The sequence below is a fragment of the Roseateles sp. YR242 genome (assembly GCF_900109745.1).
Lineage (GTDB): Bacteria > Pseudomonadota > Gammaproteobacteria > Burkholderiales > Burkholderiaceae_C > Roseateles.
In genome coordinates, this window is sequence record NZ_FOAV01000013.1 from 131595 (window position 1) to 152434 (window position 20840).

Annotated in this window: 20 protein-coding genes and 1 tRNA gene; 7 read left to right on the top strand and 14 right to left on the bottom strand. The window is 66.3% G+C overall.

The window, feature by feature from the left end; all coding sequences use genetic code 11:
* Window positions 1-73 precede the first annotated feature (73 nt).
* From BMY53_RS20660 to BMY53_RS20680, 5 genes are all read right to left on the bottom strand, one after another.
* Complete coding sequence (locus tag BMY53_RS20660) at window positions 74-925, bottom strand: shikimate dehydrogenase family protein (protein WP_092948379.1); 852 nt, start codon at window positions 923-925, stop codon at window positions 74-76.
* Window positions 926-946: 21 nt separating this feature from the next.
* Complete coding sequence (locus BMY53_RS20665) at window positions 947-1759, bottom strand: sugar phosphate isomerase/epimerase family protein (RefSeq protein WP_092948380.1); 813 nt, start codon at window positions 1757-1759, stop codon at window positions 947-949.
* A gap of 6 nt (window positions 1760-1765) precedes the next feature.
* Window positions 1766-2854, bottom strand: a complete 1089-nt coding sequence (locus BMY53_RS20670; protein ID WP_092948414.1) for a porin — start codon at window positions 2852-2854, stop codon at window positions 1766-1768.
* 317 nt (window positions 2855-3171) lie between these two features.
* On the bottom strand, window positions 3172-3963 hold the full coding sequence (locus tag BMY53_RS20675) for an IclR family transcriptional regulator domain-containing protein (protein WP_255370306.1): 792 nt from the start codon (window positions 3961-3963) through the stop codon (window positions 3172-3174).
* A gap of 63 nt (window positions 3964-4026) precedes the next feature.
* Window positions 4027-4299 (bottom strand): helix-turn-helix domain-containing protein, encoded by a 273-nt coding sequence (locus BMY53_RS20680; protein ID WP_092948381.1) that lies wholly within the window; start codon window positions 4297-4299, stop codon window positions 4027-4029.
* A 301-nt stretch (window positions 4300-4600) separates the two neighbouring features.
* Here BMY53_RS20680 and BMY53_RS20685 point away from each other — a divergent pair, with 301 nt between their 5' ends.
* Window positions 4601-7459: a valine--tRNA ligase gene (locus BMY53_RS20685; RefSeq protein WP_092948382.1), complete on the top strand. Its 2859-nt coding sequence runs from the start codon at window positions 4601-4603 to the stop codon at window positions 7457-7459.
* Here BMY53_RS20685 and BMY53_RS20690 read toward each other — a convergent pair.
* Window positions 7401-8375, bottom strand: coding sequence for an NAD(P)-dependent oxidoreductase (locus BMY53_RS20690; protein WP_092948383.1), 975 nt, complete (start codon window positions 8373-8375; stop codon window positions 7401-7403). The genes BMY53_RS20685 and BMY53_RS20690 overlap by 59 nt on opposite strands.
* 84 nt (window positions 8376-8459) lie before the next feature.
* Here BMY53_RS20690 and galU point away from each other — a divergent pair, with 84 nt between their 5' ends.
* Window positions 8460-9329, top strand: a complete 870-nt coding sequence (gene galU / locus BMY53_RS20695) for a UTP--glucose-1-phosphate uridylyltransferase GalU (protein WP_092948384.1) — start codon at window positions 8460-8462, stop codon at window positions 9327-9329.
* Window positions 9330-9456: 127 nt separating this feature from the next.
* On the opposite strand, the gene BMY53_RS20700 is transcribed toward galU, so the two are convergent.
* The 3 genes from BMY53_RS20700 to cysM all read right to left on the bottom strand — a co-directional run bounded on the left by BMY53_RS20700 (window position 9457) and on the right by cysM (window position 11263).
* Complete coding sequence (locus tag BMY53_RS20700; protein ID WP_092948385.1) at window positions 9457-9684, bottom strand: sulfurtransferase TusA family protein; 228 nt, start codon at window positions 9682-9684, stop codon at window positions 9457-9459.
* Window positions 9685-9714: 30 nt separating this feature from the next.
* Complete coding sequence (locus tag BMY53_RS20705) at window positions 9715-10242, bottom strand: NUDIX hydrolase (RefSeq protein ID WP_092948386.1); 528 nt, start codon at window positions 10240-10242, stop codon at window positions 9715-9717.
* Window positions 10243-10333: 91 nt separating this feature from the next.
* On the bottom strand, window positions 10334-11263 hold the full coding sequence (cysM, locus tag BMY53_RS20710) for a cysteine synthase CysM (protein WP_092948387.1): 930 nt from the start codon (window positions 11261-11263) through the stop codon (window positions 10334-10336).
* Between the two features lie 62 nt (window positions 11264-11325).
* Between cysM and BMY53_RS20715 the strand changes: the two genes are divergently transcribed.
* Both BMY53_RS20715 and BMY53_RS20720 read left to right on the top strand, forming a co-directional pair.
* A tRNA-Leu gene (locus tag BMY53_RS20715) sits at window positions 11326-11410 on the top strand.
* 321 nt (window positions 11411-11731) lie between these two features.
* A complete protein-coding gene (locus BMY53_RS20720; protein ID WP_092948388.1) occupies window positions 11732-12322 on the top strand; it encodes a rhomboid family intramembrane serine protease in 591 nt (196 codons plus the stop codon).
* Between the two features lie 57 nt (window positions 12323-12379).
* Here BMY53_RS20720 and BMY53_RS20725 read toward each other — a convergent pair whose 3' ends face one another.
* Complete coding sequence (locus BMY53_RS20725; protein ID WP_092948389.1) at window positions 12380-13297, bottom strand: SDR family oxidoreductase; 918 nt, start codon at window positions 13295-13297, stop codon at window positions 12380-12382.
* Window positions 13298-13569: 272 nt separating this feature from the next.
* On the opposite strand from BMY53_RS20725, the gene BMY53_RS20730 reads away from it, so the two are divergent.
* From BMY53_RS20730 to BMY53_RS20740, 3 genes are all read left to right on the top strand, one after another.
* A complete protein-coding gene (locus BMY53_RS20730) occupies window positions 13570-14607 on the top strand; it encodes a CDP-6-deoxy-delta-3,4-glucoseen reductase (protein ID WP_092948416.1) in 1038 nt (345 codons plus the stop codon).
* A gap of 87 nt (window positions 14608-14694) precedes the next feature.
* The gene (locus BMY53_RS20735) at window positions 14695-15441 is read left to right on the top strand and encodes a 2OG-Fe dioxygenase family protein (protein WP_092948417.1); all 747 of its coding nucleotides are present in this window, start codon (window positions 14695-14697) and stop codon (window positions 15439-15441) included.
* Window positions 15442-15619: 178 nt separating this feature from the next.
* Window positions 15620-16735 carry a Leu/Phe/Val dehydrogenase gene (locus tag BMY53_RS20740; protein ID WP_092948390.1) on the top strand — a complete coding sequence of 372 codons (1116 nt, stop codon included), beginning with the start codon at window positions 15620-15622 and terminating at the stop codon, window positions 16733-16735.
* A gap of 155 nt (window positions 16736-16890) precedes the next feature.
* On the opposite strand, the gene BMY53_RS20745 is transcribed toward BMY53_RS20740, so the two are convergent.
* Genes BMY53_RS20745 through BMY53_RS20760 form a run of 4 tightly spaced genes read right to left on the bottom strand, consistent with a single transcriptional unit; the run spans window position 16891 to window position 20524 of the window.
* On the bottom strand, window positions 16891-17607 hold the full coding sequence (locus tag BMY53_RS20745) for an ABC transporter ATP-binding protein (protein WP_092948418.1): 717 nt from the start codon (window positions 17605-17607) through the stop codon (window positions 16891-16893).
* 44 nt (window positions 17608-17651) lie between these two features.
* The gene (locus tag BMY53_RS20750) at window positions 17652-18431 is read right to left on the bottom strand and encodes an ABC transporter ATP-binding protein (protein ID WP_092948419.1); all 780 of its coding nucleotides are present in this window, start codon (window positions 18429-18431) and stop codon (window positions 17652-17654) included.
* 19 nt (window positions 18432-18450) lie between these two features.
* Window positions 18451-19590 (bottom strand): ABC transporter permease subunit, encoded by a 1140-nt coding sequence (locus tag BMY53_RS20755; RefSeq protein ID WP_092948420.1) that lies wholly within the window; start codon window positions 19588-19590, stop codon window positions 18451-18453.
* 10 nt (window positions 19591-19600) lie between these two features.
* Entirely contained in the window at window positions 19601-20524 is a 924-nt protein-coding gene (locus BMY53_RS20760; protein WP_092948391.1) for a branched-chain amino acid ABC transporter permease, read from the bottom strand.
* Window positions 20525-20840: the final 316 nt, after the last annotated feature.

Genomic DNA, 20840 nt, shown 5'->3' on the forward strand with positions numbered 1-20840 from the left:
TCTCATCGCCTGGCCTCACCGCCTGCGCTTGTGGCGCGGTCTCAGCGCCCGATCTCCGCGCTGTTCCACGGATTCATGGGCCCGCCAGCAGGCGGCGAACCTCGGACGGGTCCGCCTGCACCGCCCGGGCCGCCTCGTCATAACCAAAGAAGGACAGGTACTCCGGCACCTGCTGCACCAGCATCTCGAAGCCCGGATGCGCGGTCGTGCCACGCCGCTGGCAGGCGCGCAGCAGCGGCGTGGGCTGGTTTTTCATCAGGATGTCGACCACCACGGTGTCGGCATCGAGGTGATCGACATTGAAGGGCAACGGGTCCCCGGGCTGCAGCCCCAGCGGCGTGGCGTTCACCACCAGGTCGTAGCCGGCCGGCTCGGCGGATGGTGCCGGCGTCACCGTCACCCCGAAGGCTTCCGTCAGCCGCTGGGCGATGGCAGCCGTGCGGCCGGTGGCGGTATCAAAGAGCGCCACCGCCCGCGCCCCGCGCGCTGCCAGCGAAGTGGCAATGGCCACCCCGCCGCCGCCCACCCCCACCACCAGCACCCGGCTGCCCGTGATGGAAATACCGAAGTGGTCCAGCGCCTTGGTGAAACCCACCCCATCGAAGAGAGCCCCTTCGAGCGTGCCGTCCGCGTTGCGCCGAACCGCATTGACGGCCTGGGCACTTTGGCCGAGCCGGTCGCAGTGGTCCAGCACCTGGATGGCGGCCGTCTTGTGCGGAATCGCCAGCCAGAAGCCGCCGATGTTCTGGGCAGCCAGCGTCGTGCGCATGAATTCATGCAGGCGGGAAGCCGGCACCTGGGCGGGCACCAGCACGGCGTCAATGCCGTGCCGGGCAAAGAGGTGGTTGAAGGCTTCCGGCGCCCGGACCTGCGCGACCGGGTCGCCCAGGATCAGGAACACACGGGTACTGCCAGAGATCGTCATGAAGCGATGTCTCCTTGTGGGTCAGACCGCCAGCCCATGCCGCAGCAGCCACTGCGCCGCCGCCTGCCGCACCTGCGTGGCCCGCGCCAGGGCCGTGCCCGCGCCGCCCGCCATCGGCACCTCCAGGCTCAAGGGCACGCCCGGCGGGCCCGCGCTGAGGATGCCCAGCAGGTCCAGCTCGCCATCGCCGGGCGGCAACCGGGCTTCTCGGGCCTGCCGGATCAGGGCCTCGGTGGTGGCGGGCCGCTCATGCGGCGCATCGCAGAACTGAAAGTACGGCAGCCGCTGGGCGGGGACGGACAGCAACTGCTCCGAATGGTTGCCGCCCCGGTCGAAATGCAGCGGGTCCACCAGCACCCCCACGTCGTCGCTGCCCGAGGCCTGCGCCAGGGCCAGCGCCTGGGAGAAGTCCCGCACCGCCGTCCAGGGCATGGGCTCCAGGCACGGCCGCAGGCCGTAGGACCGGGCCAGACGCGCCAGCTGGCCGAGCTTGTCCGCCAGGCGCTGCCGTTCGGGATCGTGGCCCGCCACGATCACAAAGGCCGCGCCCAGCGCTGCACCGGTCTCCAGCAGCGGCTCCGCCGTGGCCACATCCGTCTGCGGATGCAGCCGCAGCAGTTCCACGTCCAGCACACTCACCCCGGTATCGGCCAGGGCGGCCCGCACATCCCGGCGCTGCGGCGTGTCCCCCAGCAAGGACCATTGCGGCTCTTGCGGGGTTCCCGCCACCGGCCGCAGCCCGACGGCTGCATAACCGGCCTGCGCCGCACACAGCACCATGTCCACCGGGGAGAGCTCCAGCACCGTCAGCGCCGCCAGTGAAAGCACTCTCATGCGCCATCAAAAGCGATGCAGGATGCCCAGTTGCACGCCACTGATCCGCCGGCCGTTGACGTCGAACGGCGTGGCAAAGTTGGGCGACACCCCGGCGGAACCGGCCGGACGGAAGCCGCCATTGGCCTCGTTGTCCAGCATCTCCCACGCGGCAATCAGGGTGGTACGTTTGGACAGCGAGTAATAGCCCCCCACCGCAGCGCCGGTCATGCCGTGGGAATCGTGGCCGGTGTCCTTGATGGACCCCCACAGCGCGCCCACCCGCAGCTGCGGCGTGACGTTGTAGTCCGCCGAGATCTGCCAGATGTCGTAGTAGCGATTCACGTCCGCCACCGTGCCGGTCATCAGCACCCCAGTGTTGCCCAGCACCGTGCCGGCGTTGTTGCTCACCGCGGTAGCGGCGCTGTTGTTGCTGCGGATGTAGACCAGGTAGACCTTGCCCGCACCGTAGTCGTAGTTGCCATAGAAGTTGTCGTACTTGACCTTGGTGCGGATCGGGGCGGTGGCCGGCGGGTTGGCACGCAGGCCCGCATATCCGACCCGGAACGGCCCGTTCAGGTATTCCAGCCCCGCCTGATAGACCGCCTGGCTGGAGACCTTGCCGGACTCGCCCAGGGCGTAGTGGGCCTCGAAGAGGAACCCCGCCACGCGCGGCGAGATGTAGGCCACGTCGTTGTCGAACCGGGACGGCACCCCGAAGGTGTTGACCACCGAGCCCAGCGTGCGGGCGTTGTAGTCGATGTAGTCACCCCGGTAGAAGACCGCGCTGTTCTGCCGGCCGATGCGCACCTCGCCGAACTTGCCGGCCAGGCCTACCCAGGTCTGGCGGTCGAAGAAACGCGAGGTGTCGGCCAGGGTGCCGGTGTCGGCACCCAGCCCCCCTTCGAGCTGGAACTTGGCGCTCAGGCCATCGCCCAGGTCTTCCGTACCGCGCACGCCAAAGCGGCTGCGCAGGAATTCACCGTCGTTCAGCGACTTGATCCGGGCGCCCGAGCTGCTGCGCATGTAGTTCAGGTACTGATCGAGCGAGCCATAGATGGTCACCGTGCTTTGCGCCTGCACCGCCGTGGCGGCCCCCAGCAGGGCCAGCCCCATGGACAGGGTGGCGAAGCGGACCGGGAGGCGACACGGGGCGCCACCATGGGAAATGCCGCCGCTGATGGCGCGCTGGCGCCCGCCCGTGAAGCCGCACTGCAAGCCATGCTTGGGCTGAGATCTGTTGTTCATCCTGTCTCCTCTTGTAGGACCTCCACACCGGGGGTCTGGGAGCTATTTCAGCGATCTGCGGGGCCGAGCGGAACTAACCTGCCGCCCAAAACGAGCGACAAACGCTCGATTTGCGCGATCATCGCTCGAAACGCGGGTAATACCGGAGATGAAACGCTGTTTCAAAACAACGTTTCAGAACGAGTTCAGAGCAGCGGGCGCAGTGTCTGGGCGGTGTCGAACAGCAGCGGCAGCAGCTTGGCGCGCATCTCGTCCTCGCTGTAGGTGGCCGCCGGCAGTGTCATGCTCACGGCGCCCTTGCAGGTGCCCTTGCGGTCCCGCAAGACGGTGGCGATGCCGCACAGGCCCGGGTCCAGTTGCTTGGAGGCAATCCAGAAGTCCAGCGCCCGCGCCGCCCGCACGTGCTGGCGAAACGCCTCCGGGGCCACCACGGTGTGGCAGGTGAAGGCGCGGAAGTCGTGCCGGGCGAGCCACTGCTCGGACTCCGGTTCCGTCATGGCGGCCAGCAGCACCACGCCTGGGGCCACCACATGGGCGGGAATGCGCGACCCCGGCTGGTACCCCACCGAGACCACACGCGGTGAGTTGCTGCGCGCGACGTACACCACCTCATGCCCGTCCAGGATGCTGACGTTGACCGTCTCGCCGCACTGCATGGAAATGCGCTGGATGAAGGGCTGGACCAGGCGGGGCAGCCGGGAGGCGCCCAGGTAGCTTTGGCTCAGGCGCAACACGCGGGCGGTCAGCCAGAACAGCTTGCCGTCGGTCCCGGCATAACCGAAGTGCACGAGGCTCAGCAGATAGCGGCGTGCCGCCGTGCGGGTGAGCCCGGTCAGCCGCGCCACCTCGGTGGGCGTGAGCCGGGGATGGTCGTCATCAAACGCCTCCATCACCCGCAAGCCCTTGCCCAGGCCCTCGATCAGGTCCTTGCGGTCGATCTCCGCCCCGTATTCAGCACCCTGTGCCAGATCCATCATGCGCACCCACCTCCACACAGACGTGCCGTCCAGGGGAAAACCCGGCCAGCGGCCGCGCGCGGTTCAGGACAGCAGTTCCAGTTGCCGGCCCGCCTGCACGGCTTGCCCGCGATTCTCGACACCCAGCTTGCTGAACAGACGGTTCAGGTATTGCTTGGTCGTCCCCAGGGTGAGCGACAGGTGCTCGGCGATCCGCTTGTTGGGCCAGCCCTGGGCCAGCAGCCCGAGCAACTGGACCTCGCGACCGGTCAGGTCCAGCGCGGACGCCTTCATCAACGACCGGGCTGATGGCGGTGCACACACCGCAGGAGCCGCTCCTGGCAGGGCTTCGATCATCACTGTCTCCTTGTCTGCGTCGGCGCCGATGGGGCGGTGCTCAGCGCGCCTGGTGGCGGGTCCGTGCGGGAGGCCGCGGACGTTGTACGGCGCTTATCGTTGGATGCAATATCGGGCGCGATTCTGGAGCCGGCCCATTGCGGGCGGCTAGCGCACACCCGCACTAGCTGTTATGCCGCCGCGGTATGGGTCGGCCCCACCCTCGTTGCAGCGGGAAGCGCCAGGCTCGCCCTCTACAATGTCCGTCCACTCGAATTCAAAGCCTAGACGCCCGCCTGAAAAGGTGTTGGCGCGCGCCCTCATGACCGAACTCGCGAAGTCCTTCGAACCTGCCGCCCTGGAAGCCCATTGGGGCCCCCTGTGGGAGTCCAAGGGCCTCTACAAGCCCACGCTGGACCCCGCCCGCGAATCCTTCTGCGTCCAGCTGCCGCCCCCCAACGTCACCGGCACGCTGCACATGGGGCACGCATTCAACCAGACCATCATGGACTCGTTGACGCGTTATCACCGCATGCGCGGCGACAACACGCTATGGGTGCCCGGCACGGACCACGCCGGCATCGCCACCCAGATCGTGGTGGAACGCCAGTTGCAAGGCCAGGGCCAGAGCCGCCATGACCTGGGCCGCAAGAACTTTGTCGCCCGCGTGTGGGAGTGGAAGCAGCAGTCCGGCAACACCATCACCCGGCAGATGCGCCGCATGGGGGCCTCGGTCTCTTGGGATCATGAGTACTTCACCATGGACGAGAAACTGTCCAAGGTGGTGGTGGACACCTTCGTCAAGCTGTTCGATGAAGGCCTGATCTATCGTGGCAAGCGCCTGGTGTCCTGGGACCCCATCCTGAAATCCGCCGTTTCCGACCTGGAAGTCGAAAGCGAAGAGGAAGATGGTTCGCTCTGGCACATCCGCTATCCGATGGCGGAAGGCGATGAGTCGCTGGTGGTGGCCACCACCCGGCCCGAGACCATGCTGGGCGACACCGCCGTGATGGTCCACCCCGAAGATGAGCGCTACAAGCACCTCATCGGCCGCCAGGTCCGCCTGCCCATCACCGGCCGTCTGGTGCCGGTGATCGCCGATGAATACGTGGACAAGGAATTCGGCACCGGCGTGGTGAAGGTCACCCCGGCGCATGACACGAACGACTACCAGGTCGGCCAGCGCCACAAGCTGCCGATGATCACCATCTTCACGCTGGATGCGACGGTGGTGGACACGTTGGACGAGATCCCGGCGGCCTACCGCGGCATGGACCGCTTTGCGGCCCGCAAGGCCCTGGTGGCAGCGCTGGAAGCGCAAGGCCTGCTGGTCCAGGTCGAGAAGCACAAGCTGAAGGTGCCGCGCTGCACCCGCACCGGCCAGATCGTCGAGCCGATGCTGACCGACCAGTGGTTCGTCGCCATGAGCAAGCCTGGCGCCGACGGCAAGAGCATTGCGCAAAAGGCCATCGACGTGGTGGCCGATGGCGAAGTGAAGTTCGTGCCGGAGAACTGGGTCAGCACCTACAACCAGTGGATGAACAACATCCAGGACTGGTGCATTTCGCGCCAACTCTGGTGGGGCCACCAGATTCCGGCCTGGTATGGCGAGACCGGGCAGATCTTCGTCGCGCATGACGAGGCTGAAGCCCGCGCCAAGGCCGACGCCGCGGGCTACACCGGCGCGCTGCGCCGTGACGAGGACGTGCTGGACACCTGGTACTCCTCCGCCCTGGTGCCCTTCTCCACCCTGGGCTGGCCGGACAAGACCGTGGAGCAGGACCTGTTCCTGCCCTCCTCCGTGCTGGTGACCGCCTACGACATCATCTTCTTCTGGGTGGCCCGGATGATCATGATGACCAAGCACTTCACCGGCCAGGTGCCCTTCCGCCATGTGTACATCCACGGCCTGGTGCTGGATGCGCAGGGCAAGAAGATGAGCAAGTCCGAAGGCAATGTGCTGGACCCGGTGGACCTGATCGACGGCATCGCCCTGCCCGAGCTGCTGGACAAGCGCAGCCAGGGCCTGCGCAAGCCCGAGACCGCGCCCAAGGTGCGCAAGGCCACCGAGAAGGAATTCCCGGACGGCATTCCCGGCTACGGCGCGGACGCGCTGCGCTTCACCTTTGCCGCCATGGCCACGCTGGGGCGCAGTGTCAACTTCGACAGCAAGCGCTGCGAGGGCTACCGCAACTTCTGCAACAAGCTCTGGAATGCCACCAAGTTCGTCCTGACCAACACGCAGGGCCAGGACTGTGGCTTGATGGAGCACACCAAGGAGCAGTGCGCCCCCGGCGGTGCCGCTCATGGCTACCTGCAGTTCAGCCAGGCGGACCGCTGGATCGTCAGCGAACTCCAGAAGGTGGAACAGGCGGTGGCCCAGGGCTTCGCCGACTACCGGCTGGACCAGGTGGCCAATGCCATCTACTCCTTCGTGTGGGACGAATACTGCGACTGGTATCTGGAGATCTCCAAGGTCCAGCTGCAGGTGGCCCAGGCCGCCGGCAACGAGGCCGCTCAGCGTGGCACCCGCCGCACGCTGATCCGCGTGCTGGAGACGGTGCTGCGCCTGCTGCACCCGATCGCGCCCTTCATCACCGAAGAGCTGTGGCAGACGGTGGCCCCCATCGCCGGCCGCAAGCAGACCGACTACCTGGTCACGGCCGCCTACCCCATCGCCGCGCCGGAGCGTATTGACCCGCAGGCCGTGGCCTGGGTGGAGCAGCTCAAGTCGGTGGTGAGCACCTGCCGCAGCCTCCGGGGCGAGATGGGCCTGAGCCCCTCGGACCGCGTGCCGCTGCTGGCCACCGGGCAGCTGGAATTCATCCGTGAAGCCGCACCCGTGCTGCGGGTGCTGGCCAAGCTGGAGACGGTGGAGCTGATCGAGGACGAGGCCGCCTTCAACCGCGCCAGCGCCACCTCGCCGGTGCTGGTGCACGGCCAGGCCCGCCTGGCATTGAAGGTGGAAGTGGATGTGGCGGCCGAGCAGGCCCGTATCGGCAAGGAGATCAGCCGCCTGCAGGGCGAGATCGCCAAGGCGGAAGGCAAGCTGGGCAACGAGAGCTTTGTGGCGCGTGCGCCGGCGGCCGTGGTGGAACAGGAACGTCAGCGCATTGCCGACTTCAGCGCCACCGTGGTTCGGCTGCAAGATCAGGTTCAACGCCTGGCAGCGTCGGCCTGAAGTCGCCATGGGGCTCCGGCACGGACAGGATCTCCGAGATCCGCCGTGCCACGCTCCAGGCGGCCCGCATGCGGGATTCCCGCGTGGTGGCCGCCAGACGCGGCGTGACCTGCAGGCCGGGCACCCCGTGAAGCGGACGGCCGGGTTCCAGCAGGCCCGGCTCCATCAGGTCCAGCCATGCGGCCAGCAACCGGCCGCTTTGCAGCGCCTCGGCGAGTGCCTGCTCATCAAACAGCGCGGAGTGCGAGGTGGACACCAGCACCTGCTCGGGCTTGCAATAACCCAGCACCCGCTCCCCCATCAGGCCGCGATAACGCGGGAAGTAGGCCAACTGAACGCTCACGGCGTCCGAGGCCTGCATCAGCTCGCGCAGCCCATAGGGCTCGATGCCCCACTGCGCCCATAAAGGATCAGCATGGTGCAGCCCGGGGTCATAACCGATCACGCGCGCACCAAAGATTGGCAGCACGGTCGCCAATTGGCGCACCGAAGGGCCCAGGCCAACCAGGCCGACGGTGGCACAACCGAGTTCGCGGCCGACCAATGACCCATCAAGTGTTTCAATCGGTACGCGCCGCAACAGCGACAACAGCGCCCCCACGATGAACTCGGCTTCGGCCGATGCCGTGGCGGTCGGTGCGCGCACGACCTCGATGTTTGCAAGTCGACACGCTTCCATGTCGATGTTCTCCGCACCCGCATTGATGCGGCCTACAGCCCGTAGGCGCGGGGCGTGATGGATGAGGTTCACATCCAGCGCCACAGAGGCGGGCAAGAGAATTGCCTTGGCCTGCGCGACCGCATCCCTCAATGCCAGCGGGTCCGACACCAACTCCGGCATAAGCTGAAGCTGGTGGCGCTCGGCCAGCCACTCCAGAATGTCCGCTTCCAGCGGCTCCAGGATCAGCACTGACATGAGGGGTTTGGAGATGTTTGTTTGACTTTCTTGCAATGCTGCCATGCAACAATGCCAGCGCAACAACCGTGGGAGTTTACGTAAATGGCCCTGATCAACAAGGCAATCTTTCCCGTCGCAGGCTTGGGGACGCGCTTTCTGCCCGCCACCAAGGCCCAGCCCAAGGAAATGTTGCCGGTGGTGGACAAGCCACTGATCCAATATGCGGTGGAAGAAGCCTACGCGGCCGGTATCCGGCAAATGATCTTCGTGAACGGCCGCAACAAGCGCGCCATTCCTGACCACTTCGATACGGCCTTCGAGCTGGAAACCGAACTGGAGAACGCCAACAAGCGCGAACTGCTGTCCCTGGTCCACTCGATCAAGCCGGACGACATGGAGTGCATCTACATCCGTCAACCCAAGGCCCTGGGCCTGGGCCATGCGGTGCTCTGCGCCCAGTGCGTGGTGGTGAACGAGCCCTTCGCCGTGTTGCTGGCGGATGACCTGATGGTGGGCAAGCCCCCTGTGCTCAAGCAGATGGTGGACCAGTTCGCCGAATGGCAGGCCTCCATCCTGGCGGTGCAGGAAGTGCCGGCCGAGCAGACCAAGCGCTACGGCATTGTGGCGGGCACGCCCATCAGCGACCGCCTGATGGACCTCTCGCACATGGTCGAGAAGCCCGCACCGGAAGATGCGCCGTCCCGCCTGGGCGTGGCCGGCCGCTACATCCTCACCCCGGGCGTGTTCCGCGAGATCGCCACGCAGCCGCGCGGCGTGGGCGGTGAGATCCAGTTGACGGACGGCATTGCCGCGCTGCTGCGCCGCGAGAAGGTGTTCGCCTATCGCTATGAAGGCAAGCGCTACGACTGCGGCAGCAAGGAAGGCTTCCTGCAGGCCAACGTCGAACTGGCGCTGGATCACCCGGAACTGGGCGCGAGCTTCCGCGCCTATCTGAAGGCGCTGGAGATCTGACGCCCTCGGTCGGTTCAGCCGGTTCAGCCTAGACAGCTTGAACGAAAAAAGGCCACGCAGTGCGTGGCCTTTGTCATTCTTGCGGCAAGTCTGGCTAGGCGCCGGGCCGCTGCGTAGGTGCAGCGGATCAGCGGCGTCGCAGCACGTGAACGAACTCCTCGCCCACCGTGCTCTGCTCCACCAACTCGTTGCCCGTCTGGCGAGCAAAGGCCTGGAAATCACGGTTGGAGCCAGGGTCGGTCGCCACCACCTTCAGCAGCTGGCCACTCTCCATCTCCGCCAGGGCCTTTTTGGCCTTGAGGATGGGCAGCGGGCAGTTGAGCCCGCGGGTATCGAGTTCCTTGTGAATATCCATGGATCTGTCCTTGTCGCCGATGTGCAGATTTTAAGAGCGCGGCGGCATCCAGCGCGGTGTGAGGCCTCGACCCTTCAGCCAGTCGGCCAGCGCATGGCCGGTGCCTGCAGGCCAGCACTCCAGCTGTTCGGGAGGCGTGAGGCGGTAGTCCACCAACTCCGGCGAGAGATGCACGTCGCCACGGGCCGGCACATGGTAGGCAATGATGACCTGGTTCTTCTTCTGGAAGTCGTAGACGCCAATGAGCGTGCAGCCGAGCGGCTCCAGCGAGGTCTCTTCCAGCACCTCCCGCCGGATGCCCGCCTCCGGCGTCTCGCCCGCTTCCATGAAGCCGGTGATCAGGCCGTAGAACGGCATGGGCCAGGCGGCATTGCGGGCCAGCAAGACCTGGCCCTCCCGGTCCACGCATTCCACCACCGCCGCCAGTACAGGCGTGGGGTTGTCCCAGTGCGAGAAGTCGCAGGCGGGGCAACGCAGCCGTGTCTTGGGGCCGCCATCTTCCGGCCGCTCGATCCATTGCAGTTCCGTGGCGCACTGGGGGCAGAAGCGGAAGCTCATGGCAGGTTCCTCACAGGTCCGGGGGCATGCAGGGCATCAAGGGCCGCTGACGACAAGGTCAGACAAAGGTCTGGCAAGGCTTGGCCAAGGGTCACGCAGGAAAGACGCCCGTGGAGAGATATCGATCCCCCCGGTCACACACCACAAAGACGATGGTCGCGTTGGACACCTGCCGCGCGATCTGCAGCGCCACCCAGCAGGCGCCAGCGGCGGAGATGCCGGCAAACAGCCCCTCCTCCCGCGCCAGGCGGCGCGCCATGTCTTCGGCGTCGGACTGGCTCACGAGCACCAGTTCATCGACGGTTTCCGGGCGGTAGATCTTGGGCAGGTAGGCCTGCGGCCACTTGCGAATGCCTGGGATGCGCGAGCCTTCGGCAGGCTGGGCGCCGATGATGCGCACCTCGCTGTTCTGCTCCTTGAGGAAGCGCGAGGTGCCGGTGATGGTGCCGGTGGTACCCATGGCGCTGACAAAGTGCGAGACGCGCCCTTGCGTATCGCGCCAGATTTCAGGGCCGGTGGACTCGTAATGGATGCGGGGGTTGTCGTTGTTGGCGAACTGGTCCAGCACGCGGCCCTTGCCGTCGCGCTGCATCTGCTCGGCCAGGTCGCGGGCGTATTCCATGCCACCGGAGCGCGGGGTGAGCAGCAGTTCCGCGCCGAAGGCCTTCATGGTCTGGGCCCGCTCGACCGACAGGTCCTCCGGCATGATCAGCACCATGCGGTAGCCGCGGATGGCGGCGGCCATGGCCAGGGCGATGCCGGTATTGCCGGAGGTGGCCTCGATCAGGGTGTCGCCGGGCTTGATCTCCCCACGCTCCTCGGCGCGGCGGATCATGCTGATGGCGGGGCGGTCCTTCACAGAGCCAGCCGGGTTGTTGCCCTCCAGCTTGGCCAGCAGCACATTGCCGCGAGCGGCCAGCTCCGGCCCCAGCACGCGCTGCAAGCGCACCATCGGTGTATTGCCGATCACGTCCTCCAGCGTCGGGTAGCTGGGGCCCTCGAAAGCTTTTGCATCACTCATGGGCGCATTCTCTCAGTGAGCCGAATGCTTTGCGTGGCATAATGCCTTTCTTTTCTGATGTAGCCCGGATGGCGAAATCGGTAGACGCAGGGGACTCAAAATCCCCCGCCGCAAGGTGTGCCGGTTCGAGTCCGGCTCCGGGCACCAACTACATCAGCAGTTGAGCATGGGCACAGCCCCTCTGCTTTTGGCAATTCAAGCCAATCTGCAGGCCAATCTCCTGGCCATTCTGCAGACCACCTCCCAGGTCACTCTCCCGGCCACGCCCCCCCCTCCCCGATACTTCACGGCTCTTCTCGCGCTTTCTCAGCTCATCCCGGCACCTCCCCATACGGCCGGCCTTTCTGCGAAGTTCCGAACCCCGCCTCTTCCCATACCGCACCGAGCGCGCGCACGGCGACCCGACCGGGCTTGTACACGCGGCTACACTGGCGGCGGATTTCCCGGCGAGTAGGAGATATCGGACCAATGCCTTTCATCCCACCGGTCACCAAGGCGTTCATGCTGATCTGTGTCGGCCTGTTCTGCCTGTTCAACCTGGCCCCGGCCCAGTTGGCACCCTTGCAGTTCGGCATGGCACTTTGGCCATTGAACTCCGGCCAGTTCAATTTCTGGCAGCCCCTCACCTACGCATTCCTGCACGGCAATACCCTGCATCTGTTCTTCAACATGCTGGGCCTGTGGATGTTTGGTTCGGAACTGGAAACCGTATGGGGTGGCAAGCGCTACGCACAGCTGCTGGTCGCCAGCGCGCTGACTGCGGCAGCCGCGCAACTGGTCTTCACCCTGATCGTCGGCACCAACGGCCCCACGGTGGGCGCCTCCGGCGCGCTCTTCGGCCTGCTGTTGTCGTACGGGCTGATGTTCCCGGACCGGGTCATCATGCCGCTGTTCCCGCCCATCCCGATGAAGGCCAAGGTCTTTGTGGCCATCTTCGGCGCACTGGAATTGCTGCTAGGCATCTCCGGCGTCACCGGCATCGCCCACTTTGCCCATCTGGGCGGCATGCTGGGGGCGTGGCTGATGATCAATTATTGGCGGGGTGGCCGTCGGCGCTGAGGCGCCGCTGAGCGGCGATGCTGGCAGGCGGTGCTGACAGGCGGTGCTGGTGCCCGGTCAGGCCACACCCCCTGCAGCCAGGGCTTCCCGCAGCGTCGGGTAACGCAGGCGAAGCCCGAGCTCGTGCGTGAGCCGCCGGTTATCAAGGCGTCGCGATTCACCGAGGAAGCTCCATTGCATGGCGGAGAAACGCTGCTGCGCCTCCTCCCGGCTCAAGCGTTCGGGCATGGGCAGCCCTGCCAAGGACGCCACCAACGAGAAGTAGTCCCCCATCAGCATTTCGCTGTCGTCACTGACATGCAGCACCCGTTGCTGCCGGCCTCGCAGCAAGGCCAGCACGCATGCCCGCGCCAGATCATCCGCATGGATGTGATTGGTATAGACGTCGTCCTCGCGGCGTAGCACCGGCGTGCCTCGCGCGACGCGTTCACGCGGGTCCCCACCCACCCGGTCCAGCGCATAGATGCCAGGCACCCGCAGAATCGTCACGGCACTGCCGGTGCGGCGGCCCCAGGCCCTCAACTGCGCCTCGGCATCCACCCGCCGCCAGGCGCGGTCATTGCGGGGGTTCACCGCGCGGGTCTCGTCGAACCGCTCGCCTGCACAGTCGCCATAGACACCGGTGGTGCTGGCATAGACCAAATGAGCAGGTGCCGAGCCGCGAGACAGGGCTTCCAGAAGCCGGCGGGTGCGCTCGTCCTGCAGCCCCTCTCGCGCAGGTGGTGCGAGGTGCAGCACGCGGTCCGCCTGGCCGGCCAGGCGCCCCAGCGTGGCCGCGTCGTCCAGGTTGCCCACCAGCGGCACCACGCCGAGCTCGCGCAACGCCGCCACCCTGTCCGGGGAACTGGTCAGAGCGCATACCTGCCACCGCCGCTTCAATAAGCGCACCACACGCAGGCCCACGTCCCCGCATCCGATGATCAACAGACGTTGGCGGCGCTGGCGGGACGCGCGCGAGGGAGAGGAGACAGGCATGAAAACGGCGCAGCAATGGCGGCGGGAAGTGGCCATGCAGTGTAGAGGCAGGGGGTGGCGCGTCGCCGACCTGCCCGCCTGCTGCCCTCCGCGCCTGCTCTCGCCGCCTGCTGCCACTCGCTACTGCCCATCACTACCCATCACTGCCCGCCACTGCCCGTTGATGACAGGCTCAGGCAAAATACCGGATTCCCCGAGGCATCCCCCTCGGGGACGCTCCATCTTCCTCCCTCTCCCTGTTCGGCCGGTTTGCCGCCGGCCTGTTGTCCATCATGAGTTTTCAGGTCACCGTCCTGCCCAGCGGCCGCGCTTACTCCGTCGATCCCGACGAAACCCTGCTGGCCGCCGCCATCCGCCAAGGCATCGGCCTGCCCTACGGCTGCAAGGACGGCGCCTGCGGCTCTTGCAAGAGCAAGCTGGTCGAGGGCCAGGTGACGCATGGTGAGCACCAGAGCAAGGCGCTTTCTGCCGAGGAAGAGGCGCAGGGCTTTGTGCTCACCTGCTGCGCCCGCCCGCATACCGATTGCACGGTGGAGGCCCGCACAGTGCCCGGGGCCGGTGAATTCCCGGTGCTGAAGCTGCCCAGCCGGGTCATCACCAAGGCGTTGCCGGCTCCGGACGTCGCCGTCATCAAGCTGCAGCTGCCCGCCAACCAGCAGCTTCAATACCGCGCCGGCCAATACGTCGAATTCATCCTGCGTGACGGGGCCCGGCGCAGCTACTCCATGGCCAATGCACCCAGCCGCCTGGGCACGCCGCCGGCCATCGAGCTGCACATCCGCCACATGCCCGGCGGCAAGTTCACCGACCACGTGTTTTCGGCGCTGAAGGAAAAGGACATCCTCCGCATGGAAGGCCCGTTCGGCAGCTTCTTCCTGCGCGAGGACAGCGACAAGCCCATCGTGCTGCTGGCTTCCGGCACCGGCTTTGCGCCCATCAAGGCCATCGTCGAGCGCTTGCAGGACGAAGGCATCACCCGCCCGGTGCATCTGTACTGGGGCTGCCGCTCGCGCTCGGATCTGTATCTGGACGACTGGGCGCGCCAGACCGCCGAGGCCCTGCCCTCGCTCACCTATGTGCCGGTGCTGTCGGATGCGAAGCCGGAAGATGGCTGGACGGGCCGCACCGGCCTGGTCCACCAGGCCGTGATGGCGGACCTGCCGGACCTCTCCCGCCATCAGGTCTATGCCTGCGGCGCGCCCATCATGGTCGAGTCCGCCCAGCGGGACTTCGTGGCCCAGCGCGGCCTGCCCGCCGAGGAGTTCTACGCGGACGCGTTCACCTCCGAGGCCGACAAGCACCCCGCCTGATCCAACGCACCTGCTGGCCGCACAAGCAAGCCCCGCTTCGCATCTCAAGACATGCGCCGCGCGGCGCGCCGCGCCATACTGCCTGACATGAAGCATTTCCCGCCGCCCTACTCCAGCGCCGCCCAGTTCGAGCAGCAGCTCTCGGACCTGGGGCACACCGTCATTGCGCCCGAGAGCCTGACGCATTGGCTGCACTGCCAGGCGAATGATCTGCGCCAGTTGCAGGGCTTCTGGAACGACCTGCCTGCGGACGCCTATCTGCGTGACGGCGGCCACTACCGTTTCCGCCGCCACTCCAGCTTCGTGGTGGATGCCCAGGCCGACCCGGCGGTCCGTCTGGCGCCGCATCGGGCGCACTGGCAACCGCTGGACTACAACGCGCTGCACGGCGGCATTGAACGCATGTTCGAGCCCATGGCGCCGGCGGCCATCGACCTGCCCATCTGGCCGCGCCTGCTGCTGGGCCTGGCCAGCGTTGCCGACAGGCTCAAGGGCGTGCGGCCGTGGTTCGTCGAGGCTCACCAGTTCCGTATCGACACGGCCGGAGGCATTGGCCGCCCCACGCCGGAGGGCGCCCACCGGGACGGTGTGGACCTGGTGGCGGTCTTCATGATGGGGCGCAACGGCATCAAGGGTGGTGAATCCCGGGTCTTCGAGGCGGATGGCCCGCGTGGCCAGCGTTTCACGATGATGGAGCCATGGACCCTGCTGCTGCTGGACGACGAGCGGGTGATTCACGAAACCACGCCCATTCAGCCGCTGGAACCCCATCACGCCGGTTACCGCGACACGTTGGTGGTCACGCTCCGCGCCGATGCCTTCATGGGCCCTTGAGGGGTCCATGAAGTAAGCCCTGAAGTAGGCCCTGAAGTGGCCACTTGAATGCGCCATTGACGCAGGCTGATCTCCTACACTGACGCAACCTCCCTCGCCACAAGCGCAGGAGGCCCAACCGGCTGTGCCACCCCGCGTGCCAGCCATTCTCTTCAAGCATCACAAGTGCAGGTTCCCTATGAACGCTCCCACCGACATCGCCCGCGCCCTGGCTGCAGGCACCCCTGACTCCCTCCCCACCTCGCTGTTCGGCCTGCCCGACCAGGCACCGCACGAACAAGTCGTGCTGGCCGCCGATCCGCAGACCGGCCTGCGCGCCATCCTGGCCGTGCACAGCACCGCCCGTGGCCCGGCCTTCGGTGGCTGCCGCTTCTGGAGCTACGACAACGAGCTGGCCGCGCTCAACGATGCGCTGCGGCTTTCGCAGGGCATGAGCCTGAAGAACGCCCTGGCCAACCTGCCCTTCGGCGGTGGCAAGGCCGTCATCATCAAGCCGGCCGGCACCATCGACCGCCCGGCCCTGTTCGCCGCCTTCGGCCGCGCCGTGCAGTCGCTCAACGGCGCCTACATCACGGCTGAAGACGTCGGCACCACCACCGCCGACATGACCGGCATGATGGCCACCACCCAGTACGTCTCCGGCATCCCGCGCGAAGGTGCCTTCGGTGGCGACCCCAGCCCCAAGACCGCGTTTGGCGTGTTTGTCTCCATCGACGAAGGCGTCAAGCGTGTGCTGGCCCGTGAGTCCCTGGAAGGCGTGCGCGTGGCCCTGCAAGGCCTGGGCGCGGTCGGCTGGCACCTGGCGGAATACCTGCACAAGGCCGGCGCGAGGCTGGTCGTCGCTGATGTGAACGCCGAGAAGGTCAGCCGTGCGCAAGCCGAGTTTGGCGCCACCGCGGTGAGCGTGGGCGACATCCTGGCGGCCGATGTGGATGTGGTGGCCCCCTGCGCCCTGGGTGCCGTGCTCAATGGTCAGTCCATCCCGGCCCTGCGTGCCCGCCTGATTGCCGGCGCCGCCAACAACCAGCTGGCCACCGCTGCGGACGGCGATGCCCTGCAGGCCCGCGGCATCACCTACCTGCCGGATTACCTGGTCAATGCTGGCGGCATCATCAGCGTGGCGCGTGAGTACCGCAACGAAGGTGAAGAAACCGCCGTGATGAACGAGGTCGCCCAGATCCGCATCCGCGTGGCCGAGCTGCTGGACCGCGTCAAGGCCAGCGGCCAGACGCCGGCCCGCGAAGCCGATGTCTGGGCCCGCTCGCTGCTGGTCAAGCCCGCCGCACAGGCCTGATAAATCCGCCGCTGATGAGGCGCCCAGACGGCGCTGGCACGCCGCTGAAACGGCGGTAGATCAGCGGCAGATCGGCGGTAGGTCCGCGGTAGAAGACAAGAAGGGCTGCTCGTTCACACGGGCAGCCCTTTCTTCATGGTGGGTCTCACCCCAACCTATTCACCCAGATAAGCGGCCCGCACCTTGGGGTCGGTCAGCAGCGTCTTGCCATCGCCTTGCATGGTCACCAACCCGGACTCCATCACATAGCCCCGGTTGGCCAGTTCCAGCGCGCGGCTGGCGTTCTGCTCCACCAGCAGCACGGTGACGCCCTGCTGGTGGATGTCGTTCACCACCTCGAAGATCTTGTCCACCATGATGGGGGACAAGCCCATCGACGGCTCGTCCAGCAGCAGCAGCTTGGGTCGCGCCATCAGCGCACGGCCCATAGCCAGCATCTGCTGCTCACCACCGGACATCGTGCCCGCCAACTGGTTGCGACGCTCCTTCAGGCGCGGGAAGAGTGCAAACACCTTGTCGATGTCTGCCGGCACTTCCTTGTCGCGCCGGATGTGGGCGCCCATCTGCAGGTTCTCGGTGATGGTCATGCGGGTGAAGGTGCCCCGGCCTTCCGGCACCATCACCAGCCCTTGCTTGACCAGGTCCCAGGCGCCCCGCCCCCGGATGGACTGGCCCAGAAACTTCACGTCGCCGGTTTGCAGCGCCTGCAGCCCCGTCACGGCCTTCAGCGTCGTGGTCTTGCCCGCACCGTTGGCGCCAATCAGGCTCACCAGCTCGCCCTCACGCACTTCGAAATCCACGCCCTTGACGGCCTGGATGCCGCCGTAGGCGACCTTCAGCCCCTGGACCTGGAGCAGGATGTTGTCTGCCATCTTGTTCGTTTCCTTGTCATTCACGGCGCATCCCTCACGCCGGTTCAGTGCGCATGCGCCGCGTTGGCGCCCAGGTAAGCCTCGATCACCTTCTCGTTGCGCTGCACCTCGGCCGGTGTGCCTTCGGCGATCTGCTTGCCGTAGTCCAGCACCGTGACGCGGTCGCACAGGCCCATCACCAGCTTCACGTCGTGTTCGATCAGCAAGATGGTGCGGCCGTCATTGCGAATGCGGTCGATCAGCTCGCGCAGCACCACCTTTTCGGTGGCGTTCATGCCGGCCGCCGGTTCGTCCAGGGCGATCAGCTTGGGGTCCGTGGCCAGCGCACGGGCAATCTCCAGGCGGCGCTGGTCCCCATAAGAGAGCGTACGCGCCTTGAATTTGGCATAACGGCCGATGCCCACATAGTCCAGCAGCTCCTGCGCGCGGGCCGCAATGGCGGCTTCCTCGGCCTTGAAGCCGGGCGTGCGGAACACGGCGCCGAAAAGGCCGGAATGGGTGCGCACATGTCGCCCCACCATCACGTTCTCCAGCGCCGTCATGTCCGCAAACAGCCGGATGTTCTGGAAGGTGCGCGCAATGCCGGTCTTGGCCACCTGGTGCACCGCTTGAGGCCGGTAGGCCTGGCCACCCAACTCGAAGCTGCCAGCGTCTGGCGTGTACAGGCCAGTGATCACATTGAAAAAGGTGGTCTTGCCGGCACCGTTCGGGCCGATCAGTCCATAGACCTGGCCCTTCTTGATGTCCAACCCCACCTCGGACAGCGCCTGCAGGCCACCGAAGCGCTTGGAGACACCGGCCACTTTCAGTACGGTTTCAGTCATGTCTTGCTCCTGCCGGTGATCATTGAGCGGCCGTGGGCGTTGCCGCCGGGCCATCCGGACCAGGGCCGCCCGGGGCCGTTTGCTTGCGCAGGATCTCGCCATGGTCCGGCGCCGGCCACAGGCCACGCGGACGCACCAACATGATGACGATCATGGCCAGCGCAATCAGCAGCTGACGCAGGATGGCCGCGTCCAGGCGGCCATCGGTCATCTGCTGCAGCGGCCCGGCCACATACCGCAGTGCTTCCGGCAGTGCCGCCAGCAGCAGCGCGCCCAGGATGACGCCGGGGATGTGGCCAATGCCGCCCAGCACCACCATCGCCACGATCATCACCGACTCCTGCAGGCTGAAGGATTCCGGTGACACGAAGCCCTGGAAGGCACCGAACATCGAACCCGCCACACCACCGAAGGTGGCGCCCATGCCGAAGGCCAGCAGCTTCATGTTGCGGGTGTTGATGCCCATGGCCTTGGCAGCAATCTCGTCCTCGCGGATGGCCATCCAGGCGCGGCCGATGCGGGAGTTCTCCAGCCGGTAGCAGATCACCACCGAGCCAATCACCAGCGCCAGGAACAGGTAGTAGTACATCGAGACCGACTGCACATTGAAGCCCAGGATCTCGTGCGCCCGGCTGAACTCGAAGCCCAGGAAGTGGATACCGTCGATCTGGCCGATGCCGCGCGGGCCGTTGGTCACGTTCAGCGGGTATTCCATGTTGTTCAGGAACACCCGGATGATTTCGCCAAAGCCCAGCGTCACGATCGCCAGGTAGTCACCGCGCAACTTCAGCGTCGGCGCCCCCAGCAGCACCCCGAAGATGCCGGCCACCAGTGCGGCCAGCGGGATCACCACCAGCAAGGGCAAGTGCAGGCCCTGCGGGAAGGCGGCGGCGATGTGCTCGAAGTTCTCCGTCAGGTGCGGGCTGTTGAGCAACGCAAAGAGGTAGGCGCCCACCGCATAGAAGGCCACATACCCCAGGTCCAGCAGGCCCGCGTAACCGACCACGATGTTGAGGCCCAGGGCCAGCAGCACGTACAGCAGGGCCAGGTCGATGATGCGCACCGGCGCGTTGCCCATCTGCTGCGCAAACAGCGGCAGGGCCAGCAGCAGCACACCGGCGATCAGGAAGACGATCAGCTTGTTCTGTTGTTTTTGCATGGCTTGGTCCTCAGGCGCGGTCCGCCACGCGCTCACCCAGCAGACCCGAAGGACGCAGGGTCAGCACCAGGATGAGGGAGAGGAAGGCGAAGATGTCCGAGTAGTGGCTGCCCAGCACGCCGCCGGTCAGGTCACCCAGGTAGCCCGCACCGATGGCCTCGATCAGACCCAGCAGCACCCCGCCCAGCATGGCGCCGGAGAGGTTGCCGATCCCACCCAGCACGGCCGCACAGAAGGCCTTCAGGCCGGGCGTGAAGCCCATGGTGTGGGTGACGGTGCCGTAGTTGGCCGCCCACATCATGCCGGCCACCGCCGCCAGGGCAGCACCGATGACGAAGGTCAGCGAAATCACAGCATCGGGCTTGATGCCCATCAGCGAGGCCACGCGGGGGTTTTCTGCGGTGGCGCGCATGGCGCGGCCCATGCGGGTGTGGTTGACCAGGAAAACCAGGCTGGCGAGCATCACCACGGTCACCACCAGGATCAGGATCTGCGTCATGGTGATGGTGGCGCCGAAGATGGGGATCGGGTCACTGGGCAGCAGCTGGGGGAAGGACTTGGGGTTGGGCTTCCAGATGATCATGGCCAGCGTCTGAAGCAGCAGCGACATGCCCATGGCGGTGATCAGCGGTGCCAGCCGGGGTGCGTTGCGCAGCGGCCGGTAGGCGATCTTCTCGATGGCGTAGTTGAGCAGAGAGCACACCCCCACCGCGCAGACCAGCGCGATGATCATGAGCAGCCAGCCCGGCAAGCCCAGGTCACCCAGCGCGGTGACCACCGTCCAGCTCACGATGGCGCCCACCATCAGCACTTCGCCGTGCGCGAAGTTGATGAGGCTGATGATGCCGTAGACCATCGTGTAGCCCAGTGCCACCAGCGCATACATGCTGCCCAGCACCAGACCATTGATGATCTGCTGAATAAGTATCTCCATAAGGCCCCAGCAATCTGTTTGAGGAAGGCGTTTGCCAACGACCGGACCGAGGGTGCAACCCCCGTGCCAGCCTCTCCGTTTCAAGGGTATTCACTGACCCCCATCAGCCTCCATGGCTGCCGAGGGACCGGACTCAGTGCGATTTGCGCAGTCTCCGTGAGCGTGCGCTGGGCGAAAATCCGCACAAACCGCCTCGACATCTGGGCGATTCCCCGCCAGCTACAAATTTCAGGGCGAGGGCTCGCACGGAGAGGGGCACTTTGGGCACACTGGGCGGCCTTTTCGGCCCCTGCCGCGTTTGCCTGCTCGCCCACAC